At 68.8% G+C, this 23,662-nt stretch carries 19 protein-coding genes; 9 read left to right on the top strand and 10 right to left on the bottom strand.

The annotated features are described in order from the left end of the window. Positions 1-88: 88 nt before the first annotated feature. Complete coding sequence (locus NRB20_RS03470; protein WP_153407641.1) at positions 89-2,605, bottom strand: DEAD/DEAH box helicase; 2,517 nt, start codon at positions 2,603-2,605, stop codon at positions 89-91. A 123-nt stretch (positions 2,606-2,728) separates the two neighbouring features. Then, entirely contained in the window at positions 2,729-3,685 is a 957-nt protein-coding gene (locus NRB20_RS03465) for a proteasome assembly chaperone family protein (RefSeq protein ID WP_153407640.1), read from the bottom strand. A 287-nt stretch (positions 3,686-3,972) separates the two neighbouring features. Here NRB20_RS03465 and NRB20_RS03460 point away from each other — a divergent pair, with 287 nt between their 5' ends. Continuing rightward, positions 3,973-4,689: a sensor domain-containing protein gene (locus NRB20_RS03460; protein ID WP_319944401.1), complete on the top strand. Its 717-nt coding sequence runs from the start codon at positions 3,973-3,975 to the stop codon at positions 4,687-4,689. A gap of 199 nt (positions 4,690-4,888) precedes the next feature. Next, on the top strand, positions 4,889-6,085 hold the full coding sequence (locus tag NRB20_RS03455) for a DUF4192 domain-containing protein (RefSeq protein ID WP_194289702.1): 1,197 nt from the start codon (positions 4,889-4,891) through the stop codon (positions 6,083-6,085). A 26-nt stretch (positions 6,086-6,111) separates the two neighbouring features. On the opposite strand, the gene galE is transcribed toward NRB20_RS03455, so the two are convergent. Then, on the bottom strand, positions 6,112-7,092 hold the full coding sequence (gene galE, locus NRB20_RS03450; protein ID WP_153407637.1) for a UDP-glucose 4-epimerase GalE: 981 nt from the start codon (positions 7,090-7,092) through the stop codon (positions 6,112-6,114). 3 nt (positions 7,093-7,095) lie between these two features. Next, a complete protein-coding gene (locus NRB20_RS03445; RefSeq protein WP_319944400.1) occupies positions 7,096-7,782 on the bottom strand; it encodes a metal-dependent transcriptional regulator in 687 nt (228 codons plus the stop codon). Positions 7,783-8,028: 246 nt separating this feature from the next. Here NRB20_RS03445 and NRB20_RS03440 point away from each other — a divergent pair, with 246 nt between their 5' ends. Together NRB20_RS03440 and NRB20_RS03435 are read left to right on the top strand one after the other, a co-directional pair. Further along, positions 8,029-9,273 carry an acetoin utilization protein AcuC gene (locus tag NRB20_RS03440; protein WP_153407636.1) on the top strand — a complete coding sequence of 415 codons (1,245 nt, stop codon included), beginning with the start codon at positions 8,029-8,031 and terminating at the stop codon, positions 9,271-9,273. Between the two features lie 106 nt (positions 9,274-9,379). Further along, the gene (locus NRB20_RS03435; protein WP_319944439.1) at positions 9,380-11,998 is read left to right on the top strand and encodes a bifunctional acetate--CoA ligase family protein/GNAT family N-acetyltransferase; all 2,619 of its coding nucleotides are present in this window, start codon (positions 9,380-9,382) and stop codon (positions 11,996-11,998) included. Between the two features lie 92 nt (positions 11,999-12,090). On the opposite strand, the gene NRB20_RS03430 is transcribed toward NRB20_RS03435, so the two are convergent. Then, a complete protein-coding gene (locus NRB20_RS03430) occupies positions 12,091-12,600 on the bottom strand; it encodes a DUF3291 domain-containing protein (RefSeq protein ID WP_153407635.1) in 510 nt (169 codons plus the stop codon). A 108-nt stretch (positions 12,601-12,708) separates the two neighbouring features. Between NRB20_RS03430 and ppc the strand changes: the two genes are divergently transcribed. Further along, complete coding sequence (gene ppc, locus NRB20_RS03425; RefSeq protein ID WP_153407856.1) at positions 12,709-15,486, top strand: phosphoenolpyruvate carboxylase; 2,778 nt, start codon at positions 12,709-12,711, stop codon at positions 15,484-15,486. A gap of 24 nt (positions 15,487-15,510) precedes the next feature. Here ppc and NRB20_RS03420 read toward each other — a convergent pair whose 3' ends face one another. Next, positions 15,511-16,560 (bottom strand): threonine synthase, encoded by a 1,050-nt coding sequence (locus NRB20_RS03420; RefSeq protein WP_153407634.1) that lies wholly within the window; start codon positions 16,558-16,560, stop codon positions 15,511-15,513. A gap of 194 nt (positions 16,561-16,754) precedes the next feature. Here NRB20_RS03420 and NRB20_RS03415 point away from each other — a divergent pair, with 194 nt between their 5' ends. After that, positions 16,755-17,135 carry an ArsR/SmtB family transcription factor gene (locus NRB20_RS03415; protein ID WP_153407633.1) on the top strand — a complete coding sequence of 127 codons (381 nt, stop codon included), beginning with the start codon at positions 16,755-16,757 and terminating at the stop codon, positions 17,133-17,135. Next, complete coding sequence (locus NRB20_RS03410; protein WP_153407632.1) at positions 17,111-17,557, top strand: SRPBCC family protein; 447 nt, start codon at positions 17,111-17,113, stop codon at positions 17,555-17,557. Before NRB20_RS03415 ends, NRB20_RS03410 begins: the two co-directional genes overlap by 25 nt. A gap of 180 nt (positions 17,558-17,737) precedes the next feature. On the opposite strand, the gene NRB20_RS03405 is transcribed toward NRB20_RS03410, so the two are convergent. The 4 genes from NRB20_RS03405 to NRB20_RS03390 form a co-directional block, all read right to left on the bottom strand. After that, positions 17,738-18,172 carry a hypothetical protein gene (locus NRB20_RS03405; RefSeq protein ID WP_153407631.1) on the bottom strand — a complete coding sequence of 145 codons (435 nt, stop codon included), beginning with the start codon at positions 18,170-18,172 and terminating at the stop codon, positions 17,738-17,740. A gap of 46 nt (positions 18,173-18,218) precedes the next feature. Further along, positions 18,219-18,506, bottom strand: a complete 288-nt coding sequence (locus NRB20_RS03400; protein WP_153407630.1) for a DUF427 domain-containing protein — start codon at positions 18,504-18,506, stop codon at positions 18,219-18,221. A 238-nt stretch (positions 18,507-18,744) separates the two neighbouring features. After that, positions 18,745-19,713, bottom strand: coding sequence for a sigma-70 family RNA polymerase sigma factor (locus NRB20_RS03395; RefSeq protein ID WP_153407629.1), 969 nt, complete (start codon positions 19,711-19,713; stop codon positions 18,745-18,747). Positions 19,714-19,876: 163 nt separating this feature from the next. Next, positions 19,877-21,394: a DUF7782 domain-containing protein gene (locus tag NRB20_RS03390; RefSeq protein ID WP_153407628.1), complete on the bottom strand. Its 1,518-nt coding sequence runs from the start codon at positions 21,392-21,394 to the stop codon at positions 19,877-19,879. Between the two features lie 235 nt (positions 21,395-21,629). On the opposite strand from NRB20_RS03390, the gene NRB20_RS03385 reads away from it, so the two are divergent. Both NRB20_RS03385 and NRB20_RS03380 read left to right on the top strand, forming a co-directional pair. After that, positions 21,630-22,706, top strand: a complete 1,077-nt coding sequence (locus NRB20_RS03385; protein WP_153407627.1) for an NAD(P)/FAD-dependent oxidoreductase — start codon at positions 21,630-21,632, stop codon at positions 22,704-22,706. Further along, positions 22,703-23,596 (top strand): RNA polymerase sigma-70 factor, encoded by an 894-nt coding sequence (locus tag NRB20_RS03380; RefSeq protein ID WP_319944399.1) that lies wholly within the window; start codon positions 22,703-22,705, stop codon positions 23,594-23,596. The genes NRB20_RS03385 and NRB20_RS03380 overlap by 4 nt, the downstream gene beginning before the upstream one ends. The last annotated feature ends 66 nt before the right edge of the window (positions 23,597-23,662 follow it).

Here is a 23,662-nt window from a genome sequence, read left to right as displayed (position 1 = left end):
CAGCGAGCGAGAGCGTATCAGCGGGAGGCGGCAGAAAACGAACTGGAGCGAGGTCGTCTCGATCACGCTCGCGCCGGTGTCGCGGTGCTTATCCCGCGGTCACCGTGATCTCGTCGAACACCACTTCACCGGCGGCGTCGGAGGCGGGCAGATCGACCACGGCATCGATCGACCAGCCGTGGTCACCGGCCGGATCGGCGAGTACCTGGCGCACCCGCCACAGCTCGGGCTGCTGTTCGATCTGGAACAGCCGCGGGCCGCGGGCTTCGGGGCCGGTGCCGATCTCGTCGTACTCGGCGAAATACGGGTCCAGCTCGGCTTCCCAGTCCGGGCCGTCGTCCAGCTCGTCCAGGGCCGCCCAGCGGCCCAGTGCCGCGAGCTCCACGCGCCGGAACATGGCGTTGCGCACCAGAACTCGGAACGCGCGCTCGTTGGCGGAGATCGGCCGCACGGTCTCCGAACCGAACGCCAGCTGCTCCGAATCGTTCTCCGCGCCCGGATTGGTGAGCTGCTCCCACTCGTCCAGCAGACTCGAATCCACCTGTCGCACAAGCTCACCCAGCCACTCGGTGAGATCCTCCAGCTCCTCGGTGCGGGCGGATTCGGGCACCGTGCGGCGCAGCGCGCGATAGGCGTCGGCCAGATAGCGCAGCACCACGCCCTCGGAGCGGGCCAGCTCGTAATTGCTCACCAGTTCGGCGAAAGTCAGTGAGCGCTCGATCATTTCGCGCACCACGGACTTGGGCGAGGGTGTGAATTCCGACACCCACGGATGGCCGCCGCGATAGGTTTCGAAGGCGGGCTCGATCAGTTCGGCCAGCGGTTTGGGCCAGGTGACCTCTTCGAGCAGTTCCATCCGCTCGTCGTATTCGATGCCGTCGGCCTTCATCTCCGCGATGGCCTCCCCGCGCGCCTTGTGCTGCTGGGCCATCAGCAGCTGGCGCGGATCCTCCAGGGTGGATTCGATGATGGAGACCACGTCGAGGGTGTAGGTGGGCGTGGAGTCGTCCAGCAGGTCCAGCGCCGCGAGGGCGAACGGGGACAGCGGCTGATCGAGGGCGAAATCGCGCTGCAGGTCGACGGTCAGGCGCGCGCGCCGACCCAGGGCGTCGGGTTCGTCGAGTTGCTGCACCACTCCAGCATCGCGCAGCGCGCGGTACAGGCGAATGGCCTTGACGATATGTTTGCGCTGCGCCGGACGGGGTTCGTGATTGTCCTCGAGCAGATGCCGCATCGCGTCGAAACAATTACCGGGCCGGGCGATGACATTGAGCAGCATCGCATTGGTCACCTGGAATCGCGACACCATCGGCTCGGGCTGCGCGGCGACCAGCCGGTCGAAGGTCTCCTCCGACCACGACACGAAACCCTCGGGGGGTTTGCGCAATTGGACGCGGCGTTGTTTCTTGGGATCGTCGCCCGCCTTGGCGCGCAGCCGCGCGTTCTCCACCTCGTGTTCGGGGGCCTGCACCACGACGGTGCCCATGGTGTCGTAACCGGCGCGTCCGGCGCGTCCGGAGATCTGATGGAATTCGCGGGATTTGAGCCTGCGGGTGCGCACGCCGTCGAATTTGGTCAGGCCGGTCAGCAGGACCGTGCGGATCGGCACGTTGATGCCGACGCCGAGAGTGTCGGTGCCGCACACCACTTTCAGCAGCCCCTCTTGCGCGAGACGTTCCACCAGGCGGCGATATTTCGGCAGCATTCCGGCGTGATGCACGCCGATTCCGTGCCGGATCAAACGCGAGAGCGTCTTGCCGAAACCGGTGGCGAACCGGAATCCACCCAGCGCCTCGGCGATCGCCTCCTTCTCCGCCTTCGAGGCGAAATTGACGCTGGTGAGCGCCTGGGCGCGTTCCAGTGCGGCGGCCTGGGTGAAATGCACGACGTAGACCGGGGCCTGGCTGGTGGTGACCAGATCCTCGAGGGTTTCGGTGATCGGTGTCCGCACATACGAGAACATCAGGGGCACAGGACGTTCGGTACCGCTGACGATCGCGGTCGAGCGCCCGGTGCGGCGGCGCAGATCCTCGGCGAAGAAATCCACCTCGCCCAATGTCGCGGACATGAGCAGGAATTGGGCGCCCGGCAATTCCAGCAGCGGCACCTGCCAGGCCCAGCCGCGATCCGGATCGGCGTAGAAATGGAATTCGTCCATCACCACCTGGCCGACATCGGCGTTCGCGCCCTCGCGCAACGCCAGATTCGCCAGGATCTCCGCGGTCGCGCAGATGATCGGCGCATCCGGATTCACCGCCGCGTCACCGGTGACCATGCCGACCCGGTCCGCGCCGAACACCTCGCACAGGGCGAAGAACTTCTCGCTGACCAGGGCCTTGATCGGCGCGGTGTAATAGCTGCGCTGGCCGTTGTTCAGGGCGGCGAAATGCGCGCCGATGGCCACCATGGACTTACCGGAGCCGGTCGGGGTCGACAGGATGACGTTCGCCCCGGTCATCAACTCCAGCAGCGCCTCCTCCTGCGCCGGATACAGCGTCAGACCCTGCTCCGAAGCCCAGCCCGAGAACGACTCGAACAGCCAATCGGGATCCACGTCGGGTACGACACGGTCGGGGATCAGTTCGGACAGCTGCACTGTGCCCATTCTGCCTGCGTGCGCGTCCGGGGTGCGAACGGCCCCCGGGGATGCCGTCGGACCGGCGGGCGACGCCGCCCGGTCACCGGGCTCGCGCTGATCTCCTGCCGTCGGGTCCGATCACGAACGGGCTCAGCGGAACTCGCCGTTCTCGGGGGTATCCGAATCGCCGAATCCGGTCTGCTCCGCCAGGAAACGCTCGAACTCCGCGCCCAGCTCCTCACCGGTCGGCAGATCGGCGTCGCTGGCCAGCAGGCTCGACTGCCGCTCCTGCGCGGTGACGAAACTGTCGTACTGCCGCTCCAGCGCCTGCACGACCGTCTCCACCTCGGTATTACCCGCGATGTGCTCGTTCACCTGCTCGCGCACCCGCGCCGCGGACTCACCCAGGGCCGCCAGTGGCAGATCCAGCCCGGCGTTGTCCGCGACGTTCTCCAGCAGCGTCTGCGCGGCCTCGGGATACGCGGTCTGCGCCAGATAGTGCGGCACGTGCACCGAGAAACCGATCGACTCGTGACCGTGCTGGGCCATCCGGAACTCCAGCAGCGAGGACGCGCTGCCCGGCACCTGCAATTCGCCCGGCCAGCGCTGATGCTCACCGATCAGATCGCGGTCGCTGGCGTGCGCGGTGACGCCCAGCGGGCGGGTGTGCGGAATCGCCATCGGGATCGCGCTCAGGCCGATCGTGCGGCGCACCCCGAGCTGCTCGGCCAGCAACCGCACCGCGGTCACGAACTTCTCCCAGCGCAGATCCGGTTCGAGCCCGGCCAGCAGCAGGAACGGGGTGCCCGCGGTGTCCTTGACGGCCCACAGCGTCAGCTCGGGTTCGGCGTAATCGGAGAAGTGGTCGGTCTTGAACGTCATGAGCGGGCGGCGCGAACGGTAGTCCAGCAGCTCGTCCACATCGAAGGAGGCGACCAGTTCCGCCTCGAGACTCTCGCGCAGATGGGTGGTGGCCAGACGCACCGCGTGGCCCGCGTCGGTGAAGCCTTCCAGGCCGTGTACCAGCACCGGACCCGCGCCGTCGTCGTTCGACAGCTGCGGAGCGGGGAACTCCAGCTCGTACATCCTCGACTCGTAGTCCTCCATCGCTTACTCCTTCCAAGGGGGTCCGCCACAACCGGTCGGCGGCGGGGCGGTGGCGAACCGTGCGCCGCCTGCCGATGTGGTCTCCGCGGACCACCTTCCATTGTCGTTCATAGCGTTCCGGGGCGACGTCATCGGTCTCGCTTCGCGAGGCCGTGCCTGCCTGACAACATGTCGGTGGGCGATCTCATTCCGCGAAGGTGAGGCGGATCTCGTTTTCGGCATACCGTCGGCGTGCCGACCGGCGTGGCGGCACGGACCGGGTGCGGGCATTGGGCATAGTGTGCCGAGTGAACGTGCCGGAGGCTCCGGAGTCGCGGTCGCGCCGATTCGGGTGCGTCGCCGGGTGCGCGGCGCTGGGGTTGCTGTTGGCCGGCTGCGGGTCGACGATATCCGGACATCCCGTCGCGGAATTGCCGCAGATCACTGTGACCAGGCATATCACCGCGGATCTGGCGGCCATGCTGCCGACGGTCGCACAATTTCCCGATACCTATCCGCCCTCGGTGCTGTCCGGGTCCGATGCCCTCGGCGCCGACGCTGATCTGCGCGGAATTCCCGCCGGGGCGACGGTCGATCCGGCGGATTGCGCGGGCTCGCCGCCCTCGGATCCGCAACGGATCGCCGCGACGGTCGGCACCGACGACGACACCCGCGCGAGTATCACCGTCGAACTGATCCGCACCACCGATCCGCTGGCCCGGTTGCGCGGCCTGCTGCAACGGTGCGGCACGGTGCGCGCGCAGTCCGGGCCGAACATCAATACCGTTGTCACCCAACTGGATCCGGCCGCGCCGGTGCACGCCGACGATTCGCTCGCGTGGCGGCGCACGGTGAGCGGTCAGCGCGGCGGGCCGGGGCTGACCCGGTCCATGCGCGCGCTCGCGGCGCAGATCGGGGATGTGCGGATCGTTGCCACCTATCTGACGTTCGGGGAGGATCAGCCCGATATGACGGCGCTGGACCAGGTGTTCGGCGCGACGGTCGAGAACGTCGGCAAGGGCTGACACTGGAGCGCGGTCGGCGTCGGCGGGAGGTGCGCTCAGCGTCCCCCGACCGGGACCGTAGCAGGCGGGTCCGACAGGAAACGGGATCCGGGTGGCTCGATCAGGTGGCTGATACACAGGCCGAGAGTTGTCCCCAGGCCCATTGAAAGCCCTGGTCGCCCAGATTTCGCGGAGTCGGCGGGAGGTCATGGTTGGACGCATGACGACCGCCATCGAACCCACCCCGGCCGACGACGAGTTCGCCGGTATGCCCGTCGAATCGTCCGCCGATCCCGCCCGGCGCGCGAATCCCGATCGGCCCGCGCTACGGGCCGACGATCCGCGCGAATGTATTGCCGCGGTACCCGCGCTGCTCGGATTCGTCCCGCGCCGATCCCTCGTGGTCTACCTGCTGCGCCAACCGGCCGGGGGGACCGGTCCGGCATCGCTGAGCGCGGTGGCCCGCCACGATCTGGAACCGCCGGGCCGCGGCGGCTGGGCGCGGCTGGCCACCCACCTGACCGCACTGTGCGTGCGGGAGGACACCGCGGCCGTGCTGGCGTTGATCGTCGACGATCGCGCCGGTGCGCCCCATGCGGGTAAGCCGGGGATGCGCGCGGGCCGACATCGCCACCTGATGCGCACCCTCGAACGAGCTCTGGCCGCCGAACACGTCATGCTGGACGAGGTGTGGGCGGTTCGCGAGATCGCCGCGGGACAGCCGTGGTGGGCCGTCGAGGATCCCGCCGTGACCGGCGTGCAGTCCGATCCGGCCGCCTCACCCATCGCCCTGGCCGAAGCCGTGGACGGCTATCGGATCAAGGCGTCCCGCGAGGATCTGGAGAGCCTGGTCGCGGTGGACGACCGCCTGTGCGAACAGGTCCGGCCGGAGGTGGATCGGGCGGGAATCCTGGCCGGACAGCGATTCCGGACCGCGATCTTCCGCGACGAACTGGACCGCTACCGCAGAACCCTGCTGAACCGGGTGCTCGATCGAGTCGCGACGCTGGCCGCCGCCGGCACAGTGGATGCCCGCGCCCTCGCGGAAACCACTGTCGCACTGCGGGATCCGACCGTTCGCGACGCGGTGTTCGCGCTGGCGGGCGGTCATCGGGCCGAGGCCGCCGCGCGGCTTTGGGCACAGCTGTGCCGCGCGCTGACCGGATCAGATCGGGCCGAGGCGGCCACCCTGTTCGGGTACAGCGCCTACACCCGTGGTGACGGTGTGCTGGCCGGGATCGCGCTGCGGGCCGCGTTGGACGCGGACCCGGACCACACCATCGCCCGGCTGCTCGACACCGCCCTGGGCACGGGTATGCCGCCGCACGAGATCCGGAAACTCGCGTACAGCGGCCGGGCCAAGGCGGCGGAACTCGGCGTCGAATTCGACCTGCGAGCCGATTGGCTGCAACCGTGAGGGGCCCGGGGACGGTCGTGCCGGAGTTACCGGGCGCTGTGCGCGCGGTCGCCCAGCGACTGCAGGAAAGCCCAGGCGTCGGTGACGATCTCGTCGAGATCGTTGTGCTCCGGCTGCCAGCCCAGTTCGGCGACGGCGCGCTCGCTCGACGCGATCAGCACCGCGGGGTCGCCCGCGCGCCGCGCGGTGTCGACCGAGGCGATCGCCCGGCCGGTGACCCGCTCGCAGGCCGAGATCACCTGGCGCACAGAGAAACCCGTGCCACTGCCGAGGTTGAAGATGCGGTGTTCGCCCGGCCGGGACTGTGCCAGCGCCAGCAGATGGGCCTGCGCCAGATCCCGGATGTGGATGTAGTCACGCACCGCGGTGCCGTCGTCGGTCGGGTAGTCGGTGCCGAAGACGGAGATCGACTCGCGGTGGCCCAGGGCCGTTTGCAGGACGAGGGGGATGAGATGGGTTTCCACGACGCGGTTTTCGCCGAGCCCGCCGTAGGCGCCGGCGACGTTGAAATAGCGCAGGCTCGTCGCCGCGAGCCCGTGCGCCACCGCGTAGGAGGTGATGGCGTGGTCGATCGCGAGCTTGGACGCGCCGTAGGGGTTTGTCGGGCGGGCCGGGGAGTCTTCGGTGATCGGCACCTGCTCGGGCTCGCCGTACACCGCGGCGGTCGAGGAGAACACCAGCCGTGGGGTCTGCGACCGGCGGACCGCCTCGAGCAGGGCGAGTGTCTTGACGACATTGCCGTGCCAGTACTTCTCCGGTTTCTGCACCGATTCACCGACCAGCGATTGCGCGGCGAAATGCAGCACACCGTCGAAGGATTCGGATTCGACGAGCTCCACACCGACGGTGGCGATATCACCGTCGACGAACTTCGCACCGCTGGGCACGCCCTCGGCATTGCCGGTGGACAGATCGTCGACCACGACCACGTCGTGACCGTCCTCGATCAGGACCTGGGCGCAGACGCCGCCGACATAGCCCGCGCCTCCGGTGACCAGAAGTTTCATATTTCAGACCAGCCTCACCTGGATGGCGTGCGCCATCTCGTCCGACAGTTCGAATCCACCATGACCGGGCACCGAGATCACCACCACACCGGGGCGGGTCTCCACGGTGACACGCGCATCGGGCACCACGCCCACCTCGCGCAGCTGACCGATGACATCCGGATCGGTCTGGATGTGCTCGGACAGCCGCCGCACGACCACCGCCACGATCTGTCCTGCGGGCAGATCCGAGAGGCGGATCAACTTCTCCTCCGCGGAACCCGCGCCGAGCACGCCCAGCTCGTCCAGGCCCGGAATCGGGTTGCCGTACGGGGAGGTGGTGGGATTGTCCAGCACCTCGACCAGGCGGCGCTCGACGTCCTCGCTCATCACGTGTTCCCAGCGGCACGCCTCGGCGTGCACGTTCTGCCAGTCGAGTCCGATGACGTCCACCAGCAGTCGTTCGGCCAAACGGTGCTTGCGCATCACCGCGACCGCCATGGAACGGCCCTTGTCGGTCAGCTCGAGGTGGCGGTCGCCCGCGACCAGCAGCAGTCCGTCACGTTCCATGCGGGCAACGGTCTGGCTCACCGTCGGGCCGCTCTGCTCGAGGCGTTCGGCGATACGTGCGCGCAGCGGTGTGACACCCTCCTCCTCGAGGTCGTAAATGGTACGGAGATACATCTCCGTGGTGTCGACCAGATCCTTCACCTGTTACCCCTTCGTCGGCAAAGATTCTACCCACGCGCGCTGGTGGATTGGTGCGCGAGGATATTCGGGTTGTGCTGCGGAAACGCCGGGCTACCCGGGCACGGCCCGAGGGCGGCGGAACCCGGCGCGCCGCACTTGCATGCATTTGTACTGCATGCCAACGACAAAAAGGGTTCGTCCGTTCCCGTGTTCGGTTGTGCGTCACAGCACGACCGCCCGTCTCGGAGGTGCATTAGCGTGATATTCATGGCGAACGCACTGCCCGGCGCCCCTGCGGTCGTGTGGACCGACCGGTTCCTGGATTACACCTGGACCCCGGAACATCCGATGAAACCCGCACGGCTGCAATTCACGATGGCGCTGGCGTGCGGGCTCGGTCTGCTGGAGGGCGTCGAGACGCTCGCGCCCGCGACCGCGGGTGAGCCGGATCTGCTGCGGATTCACACACCGGCCTATCTGGACGCGGTCCGCCACGCCGTGCCCGCCCCACCGGGCACCCCGCCGCCGCCCACCGCGCCGTACGGGCTGGGCACACAGGACAATCCGGTGTTCCCGCACATGCACGAGGCGGCGTCGGTGATCGTCGGGGGCACCCTGGCCGCCGCGGGGGAGATCGCCGCGGGCCGCACCCGGCGGGCGGTGAGCATCGGCGGTGGCATGCATCACGCGATGGCCGATTCGGCCGCGGGGTTCTGCGTCTACAACGATGTGGCCGTGGCCATCTCGTGGTTGCTGGACCATGGTTTCGACCGCATCGCGTATATCGATGTCGACGTGCATCACGGCGACGGCGTGCAGCGTGCCTTCTACGGTGATCGGCGGGTGCTGACCATCTCGGTGCATCAGCATCCGGCGACGCTGTGGCCCAACACCGGATGGCCCGAGGAGACCGGCGCGGGTGCGGGCGAGGGGTCGGCGATCAATCTGGCCATGCTGCCGGGGACCCGCGATGCGCAGTGGCTGCGCGGATTTCACGCCGTGGTGCCCGGTGCGCTGGCCGCCTTCCGGCCGCAGCTGCTGATCAGCCAGTGCGGGGTGGACACGCACCGGGAGGACCCGCTGGCGGATCTGGAGTTGAGCGTCGACGGGCAGCGCGCGGCTTTCCGCGCGATGCGCGAGTGGGCCGACCGATATGCCGACGGTCGGTGGCTCGCGGTCGGCGGCGGCGGTTACGGCCTGGTCCGGGTGGTGCCGCGGGCCTGGACCCACCTGCTGGCCGCGGTGCTGGACCGCGACATCGATCCGGCGACCGAAACTCCCTCGGACTGGCTCGACCAGGTGCGCGCCTACGCGCCGACGGTCGAACCGCCGCGCACCATGAGCGACGGCGTCGCGCCGGACTTCACCCGCTGGGACGGTCCGGGCGGCGCGCCCGATTCCGGTGACGCGCGCGCGGATCGAGCGCAGCGCGCGGTGGACACCGCCGTACTGGCCACGCGCCGGGCAGCGTTCCCGCTGCTGGGTCTGGATCCGGAGGACCCTCGTGACTGACGCCGAGCACACCCCGCCCACGCCAGCGCCACCCGCGTGGCTCGCCGAATTCGGGCCCGACACACCGCAGCACCCACCGCCACCGCCGCAGCACTGGCTCGCCGATGTGCTCGCCTCGGACGGCGGTGTGGTGCGGCTGCGCCCGATCACCTCGGACGATGCCGCGGCGATGGAGGAATTCCATTCCTGCCTGTCCGACCGGACCCGCTACCTGCGCTACTTCGGCCCCTACCCGCGCATGACCCCCAAGGACCTGTACCGGACCACGCACGTGGACTATCACGACCGGGTGGGCCTGGCGGTCGAGCTGGGCGAGGTGATCATCGCGGTCGGCCGCTACGAGTTGCTCCAGGATCGGGAGGGGCCGCGCGCGGCAGAGGTGGCGTTCGTGGTCGCCGACGCGCATCAGGGCCGCGGCCTGGGCTCGATTCTGCTCGAACATCTCGCGGGCGCCGCGGCGGAGAACGATATCGACACCTTCGTCGCGGAGGTGCTGGCCGAGAACAACACGATGGTGACGGTCTTCCGCGACGCGGGATATCAGATGCAGCGCAGCCGGGACGGGTCGGTGCTGCACCTGGAATTCGCCATCGATCCCACCGAAGCGCTGCTGTCGGTGCGGGATTCGCGTGAACGGGCCTCGGAGGCGCGCAGCGTCGGCAATCTGCTGCACCCGAAGTCGATCGCCGTCATCGGCGCGACGCCGTCCGCGGGGCGGGTCGGCGGCGCGGTACTGGCCAATCTGCTGTCCGGGGTGTTCCAGGGCCCGGTCTTCCCGGTGAATCCGAATCGCAGTTCGGTGCGCGGCGTGCGGGCGTACGGCACGGTGCGCGATATCCCGGACGAGGTGGATCTGGCGGTGGTCGCGGTGCCGTCCGCGGAGATCTCCTCGGTGCTCGACGACTGTATGGCCAAGGGCGTCAAGGGGTTGGTGGTGTTGACCGCCGGATTCTCCGAGACCGGCCCGGCGGGTTATGCGGCCGAACGTGAGTTGGTGGCCGCCGCGCGTGGACACGGTATGCGAGTGGTGGGGCCGAGTGCGCTCGGAATCGCCAATACCGATCCGGCGGTCTCACTGAATGCCACGCTGGCCTCGGTGATGCCCGGGCGCGGGCGGGTCGGATTCTTCTGCCAGTCCGGGCCGCTGGGCGCGGCGATCCTCGGTGAGGCCGCGGCGCGGCGGCTCGGGTTGTCCACCTTCGTCTCGGCGGGCAATCGGGCCGACGTCTCGGGCAACGACCTGTTGCAGTACTGGGACAGCGACCCGGACACCGATGTGGTGCTGCTGTATCTGGAGACCTTCGGCAATCCGCGCAAGTTCTCCCGGATCGCGCGGCGGGTCGCGCGCGCGAAACCCATTGTGGCCGTGAGCAGTGGCCGCAATGCCACCCGGACCACACCGCCGTCCTCGCTGGAACGCTCGGTGGAGCGGGATCTGTTCGCGCAGGCGGGCATCGTGCAGGTCGACACCATCTCCGAACTGTTCGACTGCGCGATGCTGCTGGCCTACCAGCCGCTGCCCGCGGGGCCGCGTCTGGCGGTGATCGGCAACAGCGCCGCGCTGGGCTGGCTGGCGGTGGACGCGGCGCGCGGCGCGGAGCTCGAGGTGCGTGATCCGGTGGATCTCGGGCCGCAGGCCGGACCGGAGGATTTCCACGCGGCGGTGGCCGTGGCCGTGGCGTCCGACGAGGTCGACGCGGTGATCGTGATCTTCGCCCCGCCGGTGCCCACGGCGGTGCCCGCCTACGCCGAGGCGATCCGGTCGGGCGCGGAATCGGCCGCCAAACCGGTGCTGACCACGTTCGTCGCCGATCACGGCATGCCCAATCTGCTCGCCACCCGGGGGACCGGCGGGGTGGTCGGCAACGGGTCCATCCCGTCCTATCCGGATCCCGAGCGCGCGGCGCGGGCACTGGGCCGGGTGCAGCGCTACGCCCAGTGGCGCGACACCCCGGTCTCGGCCACCCGGCGGCCCCCGGGACTGGATACCGAGCTGGCCCGAAATCTGGTGCAGCAGTGGATGACCCGTTCACCCGAAGGGGACTGGCTGGGCGATCTCGAGGCGGTGCGACTGCTGGACTGCTACGGCATCGGCGTCGTCGAGTTCCGGGAGGTGCGCGATGCCGCCGGGGCGGTGGCGGCGGCCGCGGAACTCGGCTATCCGGTGGCGGCCAAGGCCACCGGCGAATTGTGGCGCAACCGTTCGGATCTCAACGGTGTGCGACTGGATCTGTGGCGGCCCTCGGCGGTCGAGCGCGCCTACGCCGACCTGGCCGAGGTGTCGGGTGATGAGGTCGTGCACATTCAGCGGATGGCCACCAAGGGCGTCGGCTGTGTGCTGCGTGTTCAGGACGATCCGTCGTTCGGCTCGGTGATCAGCTTCGGATTGTCCGGCACCATCATCGATCTGCTGGGCGATCGGGTCTATCGCGCCCTGCCACTGTCGGAGGCGGAATCGATCGCACTCATCGATGCCCCGCGCGCCGCCCCGCTGCTGGACGGCCGAACCGGTTCGGGCAGAACCATCGGCGAGCCGGTGGACAAGAGCGCTCTGTCCGAACTGGCACAACGCATTTCGGCCCTGTGCGACGACCTGCCGGAGGTGCGTGAGCTGGCGATCGAACCGATCCTGGCCTCACCCGAGGGTGCGGCCGTCCTGTACGGCCGCGTCCGCATCGGCCCCGAACCCAACCACTTCGACCTCGGTCCACGTCGTTTGGGGTGAGTGGGTGAATGAGCTGATCGCCTGCGTGTGTCGGACCGGAGCCTCGGGACGTCGAGTCCGTTCCGCGGTAGTAGGCGGAGCCGGTCGCCCGATCAGGCGGGGCAGGTCAGGTCCTCGCCGACCGAATGGGTCTCGGGCATCGAAGGTTGCGGTGACGACGGGGACGCGAACGAATCGCGGAAGGTGAAGGCGTATTCGGTCGGGCCGTGTGCCCGCAGATGGGTGATGCGCTGCTCGGCCTCGGCGACGGTCGCCAACTGACCCGCCGGTACCCACCACAGTGCCTGATACGCCTCGGCCATGGTCTCGAACCAGGTGCGGCGCTGCCGCATGATCCGCACGTGGTCGCTGCGGTAGACGAAGTCGGTGAGTGATGCCATCGAGGACCAGACGCTCATATTGACGATCAGCCGGTCGTCGTCGAGGAGCCGGATGGCGGTCGCGTCGCCGTCCTCGGTCTGCAGGCGCCAGACGAAACCCGGTGCGGCATCGGCCAGTGCGTTGATCTCGTCCAGGGCTGCGACGAAGCCGGACAGCCGTGTGGAGGTGAGTGGTTCGAGGGGGCGGGCGATGTTCACTTGGGCGAGGTGATGACCGGGCATGAGACGAGCGTAACCGAGAAATGAGGAGATCTTCTCAGTATGACGATTGCGTTATATGCCGGGCCCGGCAACGGAGTGCGGGCCGGATGGTGGTCGATACTGGAGCCCATGCGCGAAGATCGGATCGAAACTGCCACTGCGCCGCTGCGGGACGATATCCGCTTCCTGGGAGCGATCCTGGGCGAGACGATCAGGGATTGCGAAGGGCCCGAGGTGTTCGATCTCATCGAACGGGTCCGGGTCGAGGCATTCCGGGTCCGGCGATCGGAGGTGGGGCGCAGCGCGGTCGCGGATATGTTGCGCGACATCGACATTCGCACCGCGCTGCCACTGATCCGGGCGTTCAGCCACTTCCTGCTGCTGGCCAATCTGACCGAGGATCTGCAACGCGACCGGCGGCGCGCGGTGCACGTGGCGGCCGGGGAGCCGCCGCAGGAGTCCAGCCTCGCGGCCACCTACGACAAACTCGACGCCGCCCGTCCCGACGGTGCGGTGGTCGCGGATCTGCTCGACGACGCGGTGATGTCACCGGTTATCACCGCCCATCCGACCGAGACCCGCCGCCGGACCGTCTTCGACGTGCAGTCCCGCATCACCGATCTGATGCGGCAGCGACAGCGGTACACCGAGTACGAACCGCAGTACGCGGAGGTGGAGACCAAGCTGCGCCGCCAGGTGCTCACGCTGTGGCGCACCGCGCTGATCCGCTTGGCGCGCTTGCGTATTCAGGACGAGATCGAGGTCGGCCTGCGCTACTACGATCTGACGCTGCTCGAGGTGATGCCGCGGATCAACGCCGATGTGCGCGCCGCGCTGCGCGCCCGCTGGCCGCAGTACGAACTGCTGCGACGCCCGATCCTGCGGCCCGGTTCGTGGATCGGCGGTGATCGGGACGGTAATCCGAACGTCACCGCCGAGGTCGTGCAGCGCGCCACCCACCGCGCCGGCGCGGTGGCCTTCGGGCACTATCTGACCGAATTGGTCGGTCTGGAGAAGACCCTGTCGCTGTCGGCGCGGTTGGTGGCGGTGAGCGATGATCTCGCGCGCCTGACCGCCGCGTCGTTCGAGGATTCGCCGCAGCGCACCGACGAGCCGTATCGCCGGGCCGTGCACGGCATCCGAATTCGCCTGACCGCCACCGCGTTTCGAGCGCTGGGGGAGATCCCCGCCGACGGCGTCGATCTCGGGGCGCTGACCGCCGAGGTCGAGCCCTACGCCACGGCCCAGGACCTGCTGGATGATCTGGCCGTGGTGGATGCCTCGCTGCGTGCCTCCGGCGACGGTCTGCTCGCCGATGATCACCTGGCCGCCCTGCGCGGCGCGGTCGAGACGTTCGGTTTCCATCTCCAGGGCCTGGACATGCGGCAGAACTCCGATGTGCACGAGCAGGTGGTCGCCGAACTGCTGGCCTGGGCGGGAGTGCACCCCGACTACGCGAGCCTGTCCGAGGACCGGCGGGTGGAGTTGCTGGCCGCCGAACTCGGCACCCGCCGCCCGTTGCTGGGGCCGGGCGCGCGGCTCAGCGATCTGGCCGCGAAGGAACTGGGTGTGCTGCGCGCGGCCAAGGCCGCCCTGGACGATCTGGGCCCGGACACCGTGCCCAACTACATCATCAGCATGTGCACCTCGGTCAGCGATCTGCTCGAGGCCGCGCTGCTGCTGAAGGAGACCGGCATCCTCGATCCCGGTGACGCGGACACCCCGCCGAGCAGCCCGGCCGGGGTGGTGCCGCTGTTCGAGACCATCGAGGATCTGCGTCAGGGTGCGCAGACCCTCGTCGCGGCGCTCGAGGTCCCGGCCTATCACCGGCTGGTGGCCGCGCGCGGAATGCGGCAGGAGGTCATGCTCGGCTACTCCGATTCCAACAAGGACGGCGGGTATCTGGCCGCGAACTGGGCGCTGTACCGGGCCGAGCTGGATCTGGTGGAGGCCGCGCGCAAGACCGGAATCCGGTTGCGGCTCTTCCACGGTCGCGGTGGCACGGTCGGTCGCGGCGGCGGTCGCAGCTACGACGCCATCCTCGCGCAACCGGCCGGGGCGGTGCGCGGCGCGCTGCGGCTGACCGAGCAGGGCGAGGTCATCTCCACCAAATACGCCGAGCACGGCACCGCCTACCGCAATCTGGAGGCACTGGTCGCGGGCACGCTGGAATCGACGCTGCTGGACGTGGAGGGCCTGGGCGCGGACGCCGAACCTGCCTACGAACTGTTCGACGAACTGGCCGAGCTGGCCCGGCGCGCATACGCCCGATTGGTCCACGAGACACCGGGTTTCGTGGAGTATTTCCGCGCCTCGACGCCGGTCGCCGAGGTCGGGGATCTGAATCTGGGCAGCCGTCCCGCCTCGCGCAAACCGACCAGCTCGGTCGGTGATCTGCGGGCGATCCCGTGGGTGATGGCATGGAGCCAGTCCCGGGTGATGCTGCCGGGCTGGTACGGCACCGGCACCGCGATCGAGCAGTGGGCGGGCGAGGATCCCGAGCGGATGGCGATCCTGGCCGATCTGTATCGCCGCTGGCCGTTCTTCCGGACCGTCATGTCGAACCTCGGACAGGTGATGGCCAAGGCCGATCTGGACATCGCCGAGCGCTATGCGGAACTGGTCGAGGATGTCGCGTTGCGCGACACCATCTTCGGCATGATTCGCGACGAATTCGACCGCACCGTCCGCATGCACGCCGCGGTCACCGGCAGCGACCATCTCTTGGCCGACAACCCGGCCTTGGCCGAATCCATCCGCAACCGCTTCCCCTACCTCGAACCCCTCAACCAGATGCAGATCGAACTGCTGCGCCGCCGCCGCGCGGGCGACGGATCCGAACTCGTCGAACGCGGCATCCTGCTCACCATGAACGGCCTCGCCACGGCACTGCGAAATTCGGGATAGCGCGGGCAGGCTCGCGCGACGCGGTCAGGTTTTCGGCGAAGTGATGAGTTCGGCCATGCGTTGAGCGGCTTTGAGGCCGGAGCCGCTCAGGATCAGGACAACAGTATCGTCGTGGTCGACGTGCCCCTCGGCGTGGAATCGGCGCAGTGCGGGAAGCACCTGCGCGCTGGTGGGTTCGACGAAGACCCCGGCGCGGGCGAGTTCACCGACAGCGGGCATCAGCTCGTCTTCGGGGACGCAGGTACCGGCCCCGCCGCTGTGCCGGATCGCCTGTAGGGCTTCGCGATCGCGCACGGGTTGCGCGATCGCGGTACCTTCGGCCAGCGTCGGCTGCCAGGAATGTGTGGCAACCGAGTCCTCACCCCGGGCCAGGGCCTGCACGAGCGGGCAGCAGTGTTGCGGCTGGCTGATGAGAATCCTTGGCGGCCGGTCGATTTCGCCCGCGCGCTGCAACTCGGCGAAACCGGTGGCGCAGCCCAGCACGAGGCTGCCCGCGCCCGCCGGAACCACGACCGCCGATGGCGCGACGAAACCCAGATCCTCCCAGATCTCGTAGGCGATCAACTTCACGCCCTCGAGGAACTGCGGATGCCAGTTGTGGCTTGCGTAGCAACGGGTTTCGGAGCGCGCGACCGCCTCGTCGGCGACGTCCTGACGGGTTCCGGCGACGAGGTCGACCGACGCGCCGTGCAACCGACTCTGCACGATCTTGGCCGCGGAAGTGGTTGCCGGAGCGAGGATCTGCGCATCGATTCCGGCGACGGCGCTGTAGGCGGCGACGGAGGATCCGCCGTTACCGCTGGAATCCTCCAGGATCCGATCGACGCCCTGCTCCCGCAGCGCGGTGATCATGACCGACGTGCCGCGATCCTTGAAACTGCCGGTGGGATTCATGGATTCGACCTTGAGCGCGACCTCGTGACCGCCCAGAGTGCGCGTCAGCAGCGGTGTGCGCCCCTCGCCCAAGGTCACCGGATCGGTGTGCGGCAGCGGTAACGCCGCCCGATAACGCCACTGCGAGTTGACGTCCGTGTCGATCTGCTGCCGAGTGATCCCAGGCAGTGGCTCGGTCATCAGTGGTGACCCGTCGTCACCACGCCACCGAGACCGGTCCAGTGGATAGCGTCGGCCACTCCGATCGACGAGTTGGGCGCGGTACTCGGTCACTGGCGGCTCCTGGATCGGTTGGATCGTCGAATCGTGCGGCAGGTAGGTAGGAGATTACCTACGTTTGACAGGTAGGGAATTACCTACCTATAGTGGCGGCCATGGCTCAGCTGGAACACGCCACCGCGGATCGAGTCTTCGCGGCCCTGGCGAACCCCACCCGGCGCGAGATCCTGGAAATGCTGCTCGAGGGCGAGCGGACCGTCCAGGCGATCGCCGAACGGTTCGAGATGGCCCGGCCGAGTGTGTCCGAACATCTGCGGGTACTGCGTGAATCCGGGCTGGTCGGCGAGGACAAGCGCGGCCGCTACCGGTACTACCGCGTCGAACCCGAGCCGCTGCACGAGTTGCAGAGCTGGCTGAGCCCGTTCGAGCGCTACTGGCGTGCCCGGCTGCGCGCCCTGGGCGAGGTGCTCGACACCATGCCCGACCACCCCGAGAACCCCGAGGAGCAACCATGTGCGACACCGCGACCGCGATAGAACTGGACCACTACTACCCGCACCCGCCCGAGAAGGTGTGGCGCGCCCTCACCGCCCCGACGCTGATGGCGCAGTGGATGATGGAACCGATCGGCTTCGAACCGTTGGCGGGCAACACCTTCGAGATGAGGACCCGCCCCATGCCCGGCCAGGACTTCTCCGGCCACATCCACGGCGAGGTCCTCGAGGCCGTCGCCCCCGAACTGCTCCGCATGACCTGGAACGACGCCCGGTCCGACACTCCGACCGGCTGGATCATCACCTGGCAGCTGCGCCCGGAGGGCCACGGCACCCGAATCTTGTTCAGCCACACCGGCTTCGCCCCCGACTACCCGCTCATGCAACGTGCCCGCTCGATCATGAGCCCCGGTTGGGCCGCCATGCTCGACAACCTGGACACCGTATTGACGCGGGCGAATTGAGACAGGGGCGACCCTGACGGGTCACCCGCCCGCCTCGCTGCGCCGACTCATCGAGGTGCCCGCTCGCCGAGGCGAATGTGCCAGGAAATTGTCATGTCGAATCGGACAGCGGCCGAGTGTTTCCTGCGGCAGTGCACGTATACCGGATTCGAGCGGCCGGTATGCGACGCTCGAATCCGGTCAGGACCCCGAAACCGGGACGATCTCGGCGACGATCCGGTGGATGGTCCCGTCCGGTATGTCGAAGGTCTCGGTGATGTCGACGGTGACCAGACGCTGCCCGGCCACACCCGAATCCAGGTGGTAGCGCGCGGTCACGACGGTGCCCGCAGTGCTCAGCCGCACGTCGTAGATGCGTTGCACGAGTTGATACTGCGGGCCGGTGTCCAGGTCGTGGGTGAGCTGCGGGCCGGAGTAGCCGGTCTGGATACCGGCCTCCACACGGGTGCAGTCCGGCGCGAACGGGACGTCGTCGGCATTGTGCGAGGTCAACGCGTCGAGATAGGCCATGGCGATCGCCTCGCGCGCGTTCGGGAGGGTGGCGGTCGCGTTCGGTGCGGTGGCCAGCGCGGCGAGCAGCGGTAGCGCCAGAACTGAAACCCGTTTCAATCGCATGGGGTGATCGTAGGAGATCGCACCCACGCGGAACAGTCGAGGGCACTCAGCCCTCGCGCACCTCGACACCACGCCAGAACGCGACGTAGTCCTTGATGTTCTCCGCCTCGGCCAGCGGTTCGGGGTAGTACCAGGCCGCGTCGACGTTCCGGGTGCCCTCGACCGTGACGGTGTAGTAGCTGGCCTCGCCCTTCCAGCTACAGGTGGAGTGTGTGCCGGTCGGCTCGAAGAACTGCCGATCGATCGAATCGGGCGGGAAGTAGTGATTGCCCTCGACGACGATCGTCGCGTCGCTGGCGGCGAGCTGCTGTCCGTTCCAGATGGCTGTGGTCATGAAATCCATTGTGCCGCAACCGAACATCGCCGCAACAGATATCGCCTCGAGCAGAACGCAGCGCCGGTCGGTTCGCACTTCCCGGAGGGGTGGGACGCGCGTCGCCGACCGGCGCTTCGGGTGACCGGATGAGCACGGTCACCACGGGGAGCTGGGCCGGATTCCGGACGGCCCAGCGTCTGTGAGTACTGCGACGCGTAGCGTCTCCGTACAAGGGGGTGGCGGGGACGAGGTGGGCTCAGCTGGCGTAGGCGCGCAGGCGATCGGCCCGCTCACCCTTGCGGAGCTTGGCCATGACCTCGCGCTCGATCTGCCGGACGCGCTCGCGGGACAGGCCGAACAGCTTGCCGATCTGATCCAGCGTGCGGGGCTGACCGTCGTCCAGGCCGAAGCGCAGGCGGATGACCTGCTGCTCACGCTCGTCCAACGTGGCCAGCACGCTGCGGACGTCGTTGTGCATGATGCCGGCGATGACGGCGCTCTCGGCGGAGGTGGCCTCGGAATCCTCGATGAAATCACCGAGGGGCGCCTCTTCGTCGTTGCCGACCGGCATGTCCAGGCTTACCGGATCGCGGCTGTGGTCCAGCAGATCGGCGATCTTCTCGACCGGGATGCCCGACTCGGTGGCCAGTTCCTCGTCGGTGGCCTCGCGGCCGAGCTGCTGATGCAGTTCGCGCTTGATCCGGGCGAGCTTGTTGACCTGCTCGACCAGGTGGACGGGCAGCCGGATGGTGCGGCTCTGATCGGCCATACCGCGGGTGATGGCCTGCCGGATCCACCAGGTGGCGTAGGTGGAGAACTTGAAGCCCTTGGCGTAGTCGAACTTCTCCATCGCCCGGATCAGGCCGAGGTTGCCCTCCTGGATCAGGTCCAGCAGCGGCATGCCGCGGCCGGTGTAGCGCTTGGCCAGCGACACCACCAGGCGCAGATTGGCCTCGAGCAGGTGCTGACGGGCGGCCTGACCGTCCCGGACCAGGATCGCGAGGTCGCGCTTGCGAGTGGCGGCCATCCGCTTACCGGTCTCCAGCAGGTGCTGGGCGTAGAGGCCCGCCTCGATGCGCTTGGCCAGCTCGACCTCGTCGGCGGCCGTGAGCAGCGCAGTCTTGCCGATTCCGTTCAGGTACACGCGTACCAGGTCGGCTGCGGGGCTCGTGGCGTCGAGGTCCTGATCGCTGGCGCGCACTCCAGTGGTGGCGGGGCTTGTCATGACTTGCCTCCTGTCGGTGGTGTCTCACTCCGATCAACGGACCCGACACTGGGAAAGTTCCCCGCCACCCCGGCGATAAACCGTGCTGAGCTGCGGCTTTCACCGTACCCATCTGAGAAGTTCCTAAGAAGGGCGTAGCCGGGGAACGCCGCGGGGTGGCGGACTACGCCGGGTGGATCAGGCCGTGCCGAACCAACCCGGTGACGATCGACAGTGCGGCGGCACGGAATTCGGCTGTCGCCTCCGCACCGGTGTGACCGACCGCTAGCAGGTCGATCAGTTCGTGTAACGGCAGGCCCGCGACCTGCATTCCCGCGAGCAGGGCGGCGGTGGAGTCGTCCACCTCGTGCTGCCAGCGCGGGCCGTTCCCGCGATGCAGCCGCGCCACCTGCTGGGCCCAGCCGTCCGTTCCGTGCAGGTAGACGCGTTCCAGCGCGGTCGCCGCGTCCACGCCGAATCGGGCGGACCAGGCCAGCTCCGGATCCGCCGCCACCGCGCGCAGCCAGGCCGAACGTTCGAAGTAGGCGGTGGCCTCGGGTCCGAGCGGATCCTCGAAACCGTGGGTGAGGTCCTCGGCGAGCAGTTCGGTCGGCCCGTCGATCGCCCGGAGATAGACGAATCCGAAACCGATGCCCTCGACCTCGGCGTGCTCGAAGGCGTCGAGCCAGACCCGCGCGCGTTCCTGGGCCTCGCGGTCGCGCGGATCCAGACCGGCGTCCCGCAGCCAGGTGCCCACGTAGAGGGCGGGATCGGCGATGTCGCGCTGCACGATCCACGCGTCGACGCCGTGGTCGGGCAGCCACGACGACACCCGGGCCCGCCAGTCCTCGCCCTCGCGATGCACCCAGGAGGCCAGCATCGCCGCGGTGCCGCCCGGCGCGAGCAGTTCGGGAGCCCGGGAGACGACCAGTTCGCTGGCGCCGTCCAGGGCCAGACCCGAATCGCGGTAGGTGTGCTCGATCCGCGCGGGGCCGACCACGAACGGGGGATTGGCGACGACCTGATCGAATCGGCGTCCGGCGACCGGCTCGAACCAGGAACCTCGCAGCAGTTCGATATCCAGGCCGTTCAGCGCGGCCGTAGCATGGGCCAGCCACAACGCCCGCTCGCTGACATCGGTTCCGGTCACCGTGCGCGCGTATCCGGCGGCGTGGACCGCCTGCACGCCGCATCCGGTGCCCAGATCCAGCACCGAATCGACGGGCGCGGTCGGGGTGGCGCGCAGCAGCGACAGCGACGCCTGGCCGACGCCCAGCACGTGATCGGCGCTCAGGGTGCGACGCTGGATCGAATCGTCCAGATCCGAGAGCACCCAGCGGGTTCCGCCGCCGAGATCGAGCGGACGCAGATCCAGGGCGGCCCGCATGTTCCCGCCATCGCGCTCGAGCAGTCCGGCGCTCACCGCGCGATCCAGATCCAGCGGTGCGAGCGCGGCCGCGACCTCGCGTTCGGGTTCCGGATCGCCGAGCAGCAGCAGCCGGACCAGCGTGCCCAACTCGCCCGCGTCGCGGACCGCGCGGCGCACCGGCACCGGTTCGGACCGGCCCAGGGCGGTGTGCGCGTCGTCGCCGAGCACCTCGAGCAGGGTGTCCGCGTCGTAGCGGGCGCGGGTGAGCGCGGCGCGCAGATCCGGTGCCAGGGCAGCCAGCGGTGAGATGACAGACGTCGGGTTCGGGGGCATGACTGGCAACTCTGCCAGGATCACCGTCCAACACCTGCTGGTGGGGCCGCTCGCGAGCGTCCGGAGCCGCCTGGATCGCGGTGCGGCGCGAGCTGCCCTGTGTGGGTCGGCCTCAGGACCGGCATCAGCGCGACCAGAGGTTTCACGGGGGTGATGTATGTCACGATCGAGGCCCATCACAGATTCGCGCCGACCGGCATCTCATCTACGACCCGTCAACGACAGGAGACTAGAGATGAAGGTCCTGGTGATAGGTGCCGGATATGCGGGCACGATCGCGGCGAATCGGCTCGCGCGCAAGGTCGCCGACGCCGAGATCACGGTGATCAATCCGCGGTCAGAATTCGTCGAACGGGTGCGGCTGCATCAGCAGATCGCCGGTTCGGGTGCGGCCGCGACGCCGCTCGCCGAGATGCTGCGGCCGGGAATCACCACCCGGATCGGCGCCGTCGAGAAGATCGGCGACGGCAGCATACGACTGGACGACGGCGCGGACCTCGCCTTCGACCATCTGTTCCTGGCCGTCGGCAGCAGCGTCGAACCGCTGCCGGGCGCGATCGCGGTGGGGACGTGGGAGGGCGCGCAGACCGCGCGCACGACGCTGGCCGGGCTCACCGCCGGGCAGTCGGTGACCGTCATCGGCGGCGGGCTGACCGGTATCGAGACCGCCGCCGAGGTCGCCGAGGCCCGGCCCGATCTGCGTGTGCGCCTGGTGGGTTCGACGATCGCGGCGAGTCTGTCCGAGGGCGGGCGGCGTCGGGTGCGCACGGGTTTGGCACGCCTGGGCGTGGACATCGTCGAGGACGTCGTGGCGAAGGTGGGCGAGGACACCGTCGCACTGCGCTCGGGACCGCACCTCGCCTCGGATCTGACGCTGTGGGCGATCGTGGCCGAGGCGCCCGATCTGGCCGCGCGCAGCGGATTGACCGTCCGCCCGGACGGCCGCGCGGTCGTGGACGACTACCTTCGAAGCGTGGACGATTCGCGCATCTTCGTGATCGGTGACTGCGCGGCGGTTCCGGGCGCCCGATTGGCCTGTGCCACAGCCGAACCGCAGGGCGCACACGCCGCGAACACACTGGTCCGGCTACTGGCCGGACGCACACCGCAGCCGTATTCCATGGGCTACACCGGTCAGGGCCTGAGCCTGGGCCGCCGCGACGCGGTGATCCAGGTCGGCCGCCGCGACGATTCGCCGCGCCGGATGTTCCTGGCCGGACGCACCGGCGCGGTCATCAAGGAGAGCATCTGCCGTTTCGCGAAATACGGTTCGCGGACGGCCAATTACGCCTGGTTGCCGGGACCGAAGTGAGTTCGCCACCGGACGCGGAGTTCACCGCGCATCGGCCGCTGCTGTTCTCGATCGCATACGAGATCCTCGGCTCGGTCGGTGACGCGGAGGACGTTCTCCAGGACAGCTATCTGCGCTGGCGCACCGTCGACATCGCCGAAATCGACAGTCCGCGTGCGTATCTCGCGCAGATCGTGACCCGGCAGGCGATGACGACACTGCGTTCGGCCGCGCGCCGCCGGGAGAGTTACGTGGGCCCGTGGCTGCCCGAACCGCTGGCCGCGGACGGTCCGGAGCCGTCCGAGGGCATCCGGCACGTGCTCAGCGGCGAGGCGGTCACCACCGCGATGCTGTTGATCCTCGAGACGCTGACCCCACTGCAACGCGCGGTGTTCGTGCTGCGGGAGGTGTTCGAATTCGGCTACCCGGAGATCGCCGCGGCGGTCGGCAGATCCGAACCCGCTGTGCGGCAGGTGAATCAGCGCGCCCGCGACCACGTCCGCGCCCGGCGTGACTCGGTGTACGGCACGGTCGCGGTCCCCGCCGACGCGGCCGCGGTCGCGGAACGGTTCGCCATCGCCGCCGCCACCGGAAACGTGCAGTCCCTGATGGACGTCCTCGCCCCCGACGTGGTCTTCCTCGCCGACGGCGGTGGTGTCGTCAACGCGGCCCGGGTCCCCGTGCACGGCCCGGACAAGGTGGCTCGCCTGCTGATCGGGCTGATGACCAAGGGCGAGCGGATGGGCGAGTTGGGCATGCGCCTGGCGGTATACAACGGGATGCCTGCCGTCGCGGTCTCGATCGACGGCGTACTGGACCAGGTGAGCTGCATCGAGGTGCGCGGTGGCGTGGTCACGGCGATCTACTGCGTCCGTAATCCGGAGAAGCTGACGATGGTCGTGAACTCGTAGCCACGCAGACCCCACCGGAAGCGGACTGCTCCGACCCGATACGCATGGGTCGGAGCAGTCCGTTCG

This window comes from Nocardia macrotermitis (genome assembly GCF_009604405.1).
Taxonomy (GTDB): domain Bacteria; phylum Actinomycetota; class Actinomycetes; order Mycobacteriales; family Mycobacteriaceae; genus Nocardia; species Nocardia macrotermitis.
Note: the sequence above shows the minus strand (reverse complement) of the source record. Positions and strands in the feature narration are given on the sequence as shown.

Coding starts and splice junctions, on each gene's coding strand:
- NRB20_RS03470 (WP_153407641.1), bottom strand. CDS start 2,605: ATGGGCACAGTGCAGCTGTCCGAACTGATCCCCGACCGTGTCGTACCC.
- NRB20_RS03465 (WP_153407640.1), bottom strand. CDS start 3,685: ATGGAGGACTACGAGTCGAGGATGTACGAGCTGGAGTTCCCCGCTCCG.
- NRB20_RS03455 (WP_194289702.1), top strand. CDS start 4,889: ATGACGACCGCCATCGAACCCACCCCGGCCGACGACGAGTTCGCCGGT.
- galE (WP_153407637.1), bottom strand. CDS start 7,092: ATGAAACTTCTGGTCACCGGAGGCGCGGGCTATGTCGGCGGCGTCTGC.
- NRB20_RS03440 (WP_153407636.1), top strand. CDS start 8,029: ATGGCGAACGCACTGCCCGGCGCCCCTGCGGTCGTGTGGACCGACCGG.
- NRB20_RS03430 (WP_153407635.1), bottom strand. CDS start 12,600: ATGCCCGGTCATCACCTCGCCCAAGTGAACATCGCCCGCCCCCTCGAA.
- ppc (WP_153407856.1), top strand. CDS start 12,709: ATGCGCGAAGATCGGATCGAAACTGCCACTGCGCCGCTGCGGGACGAT.
- NRB20_RS03420 (WP_153407634.1), bottom strand. CDS start 16,560: ATGACCGAGCCACTGCCTGGGATCACTCGGCAGCAGATCGACACGGAC.
- NRB20_RS03415 (WP_153407633.1), top strand. CDS start 16,755: ATGGCTCAGCTGGAACACGCCACCGCGGATCGAGTCTTCGCGGCCCTG.
- NRB20_RS03410 (WP_153407632.1), top strand. CDS start 17,111: ATGTGCGACACCGCGACCGCGATAGAACTGGACCACTACTACCCGCAC.
- NRB20_RS03405 (WP_153407631.1), bottom strand. CDS start 18,172: ATGCGATTGAAACGGGTTTCAGTTCTGGCGCTACCGCTGCTCGCCGCG.
- NRB20_RS03400 (WP_153407630.1), bottom strand. CDS start 18,506: ATGACCACAGCCATCTGGAACGGACAGCAGCTCGCCGCCAGCGACGCG.
- NRB20_RS03395 (WP_153407629.1), bottom strand. CDS start 19,713: ATGACAAGCCCCGCCACCACTGGAGTGCGCGCCAGCGATCAGGACCTC.
- NRB20_RS03390 (WP_153407628.1), bottom strand. CDS start 21,394: ATGCCCCCGAACCCGACGTCTGTCATCTCACCGCTGGCTGCCCTGGCA.
- NRB20_RS03385 (WP_153407627.1), top strand. CDS start 21,630: ATGAAGGTCCTGGTGATAGGTGCCGGATATGCGGGCACGATCGCGGCG.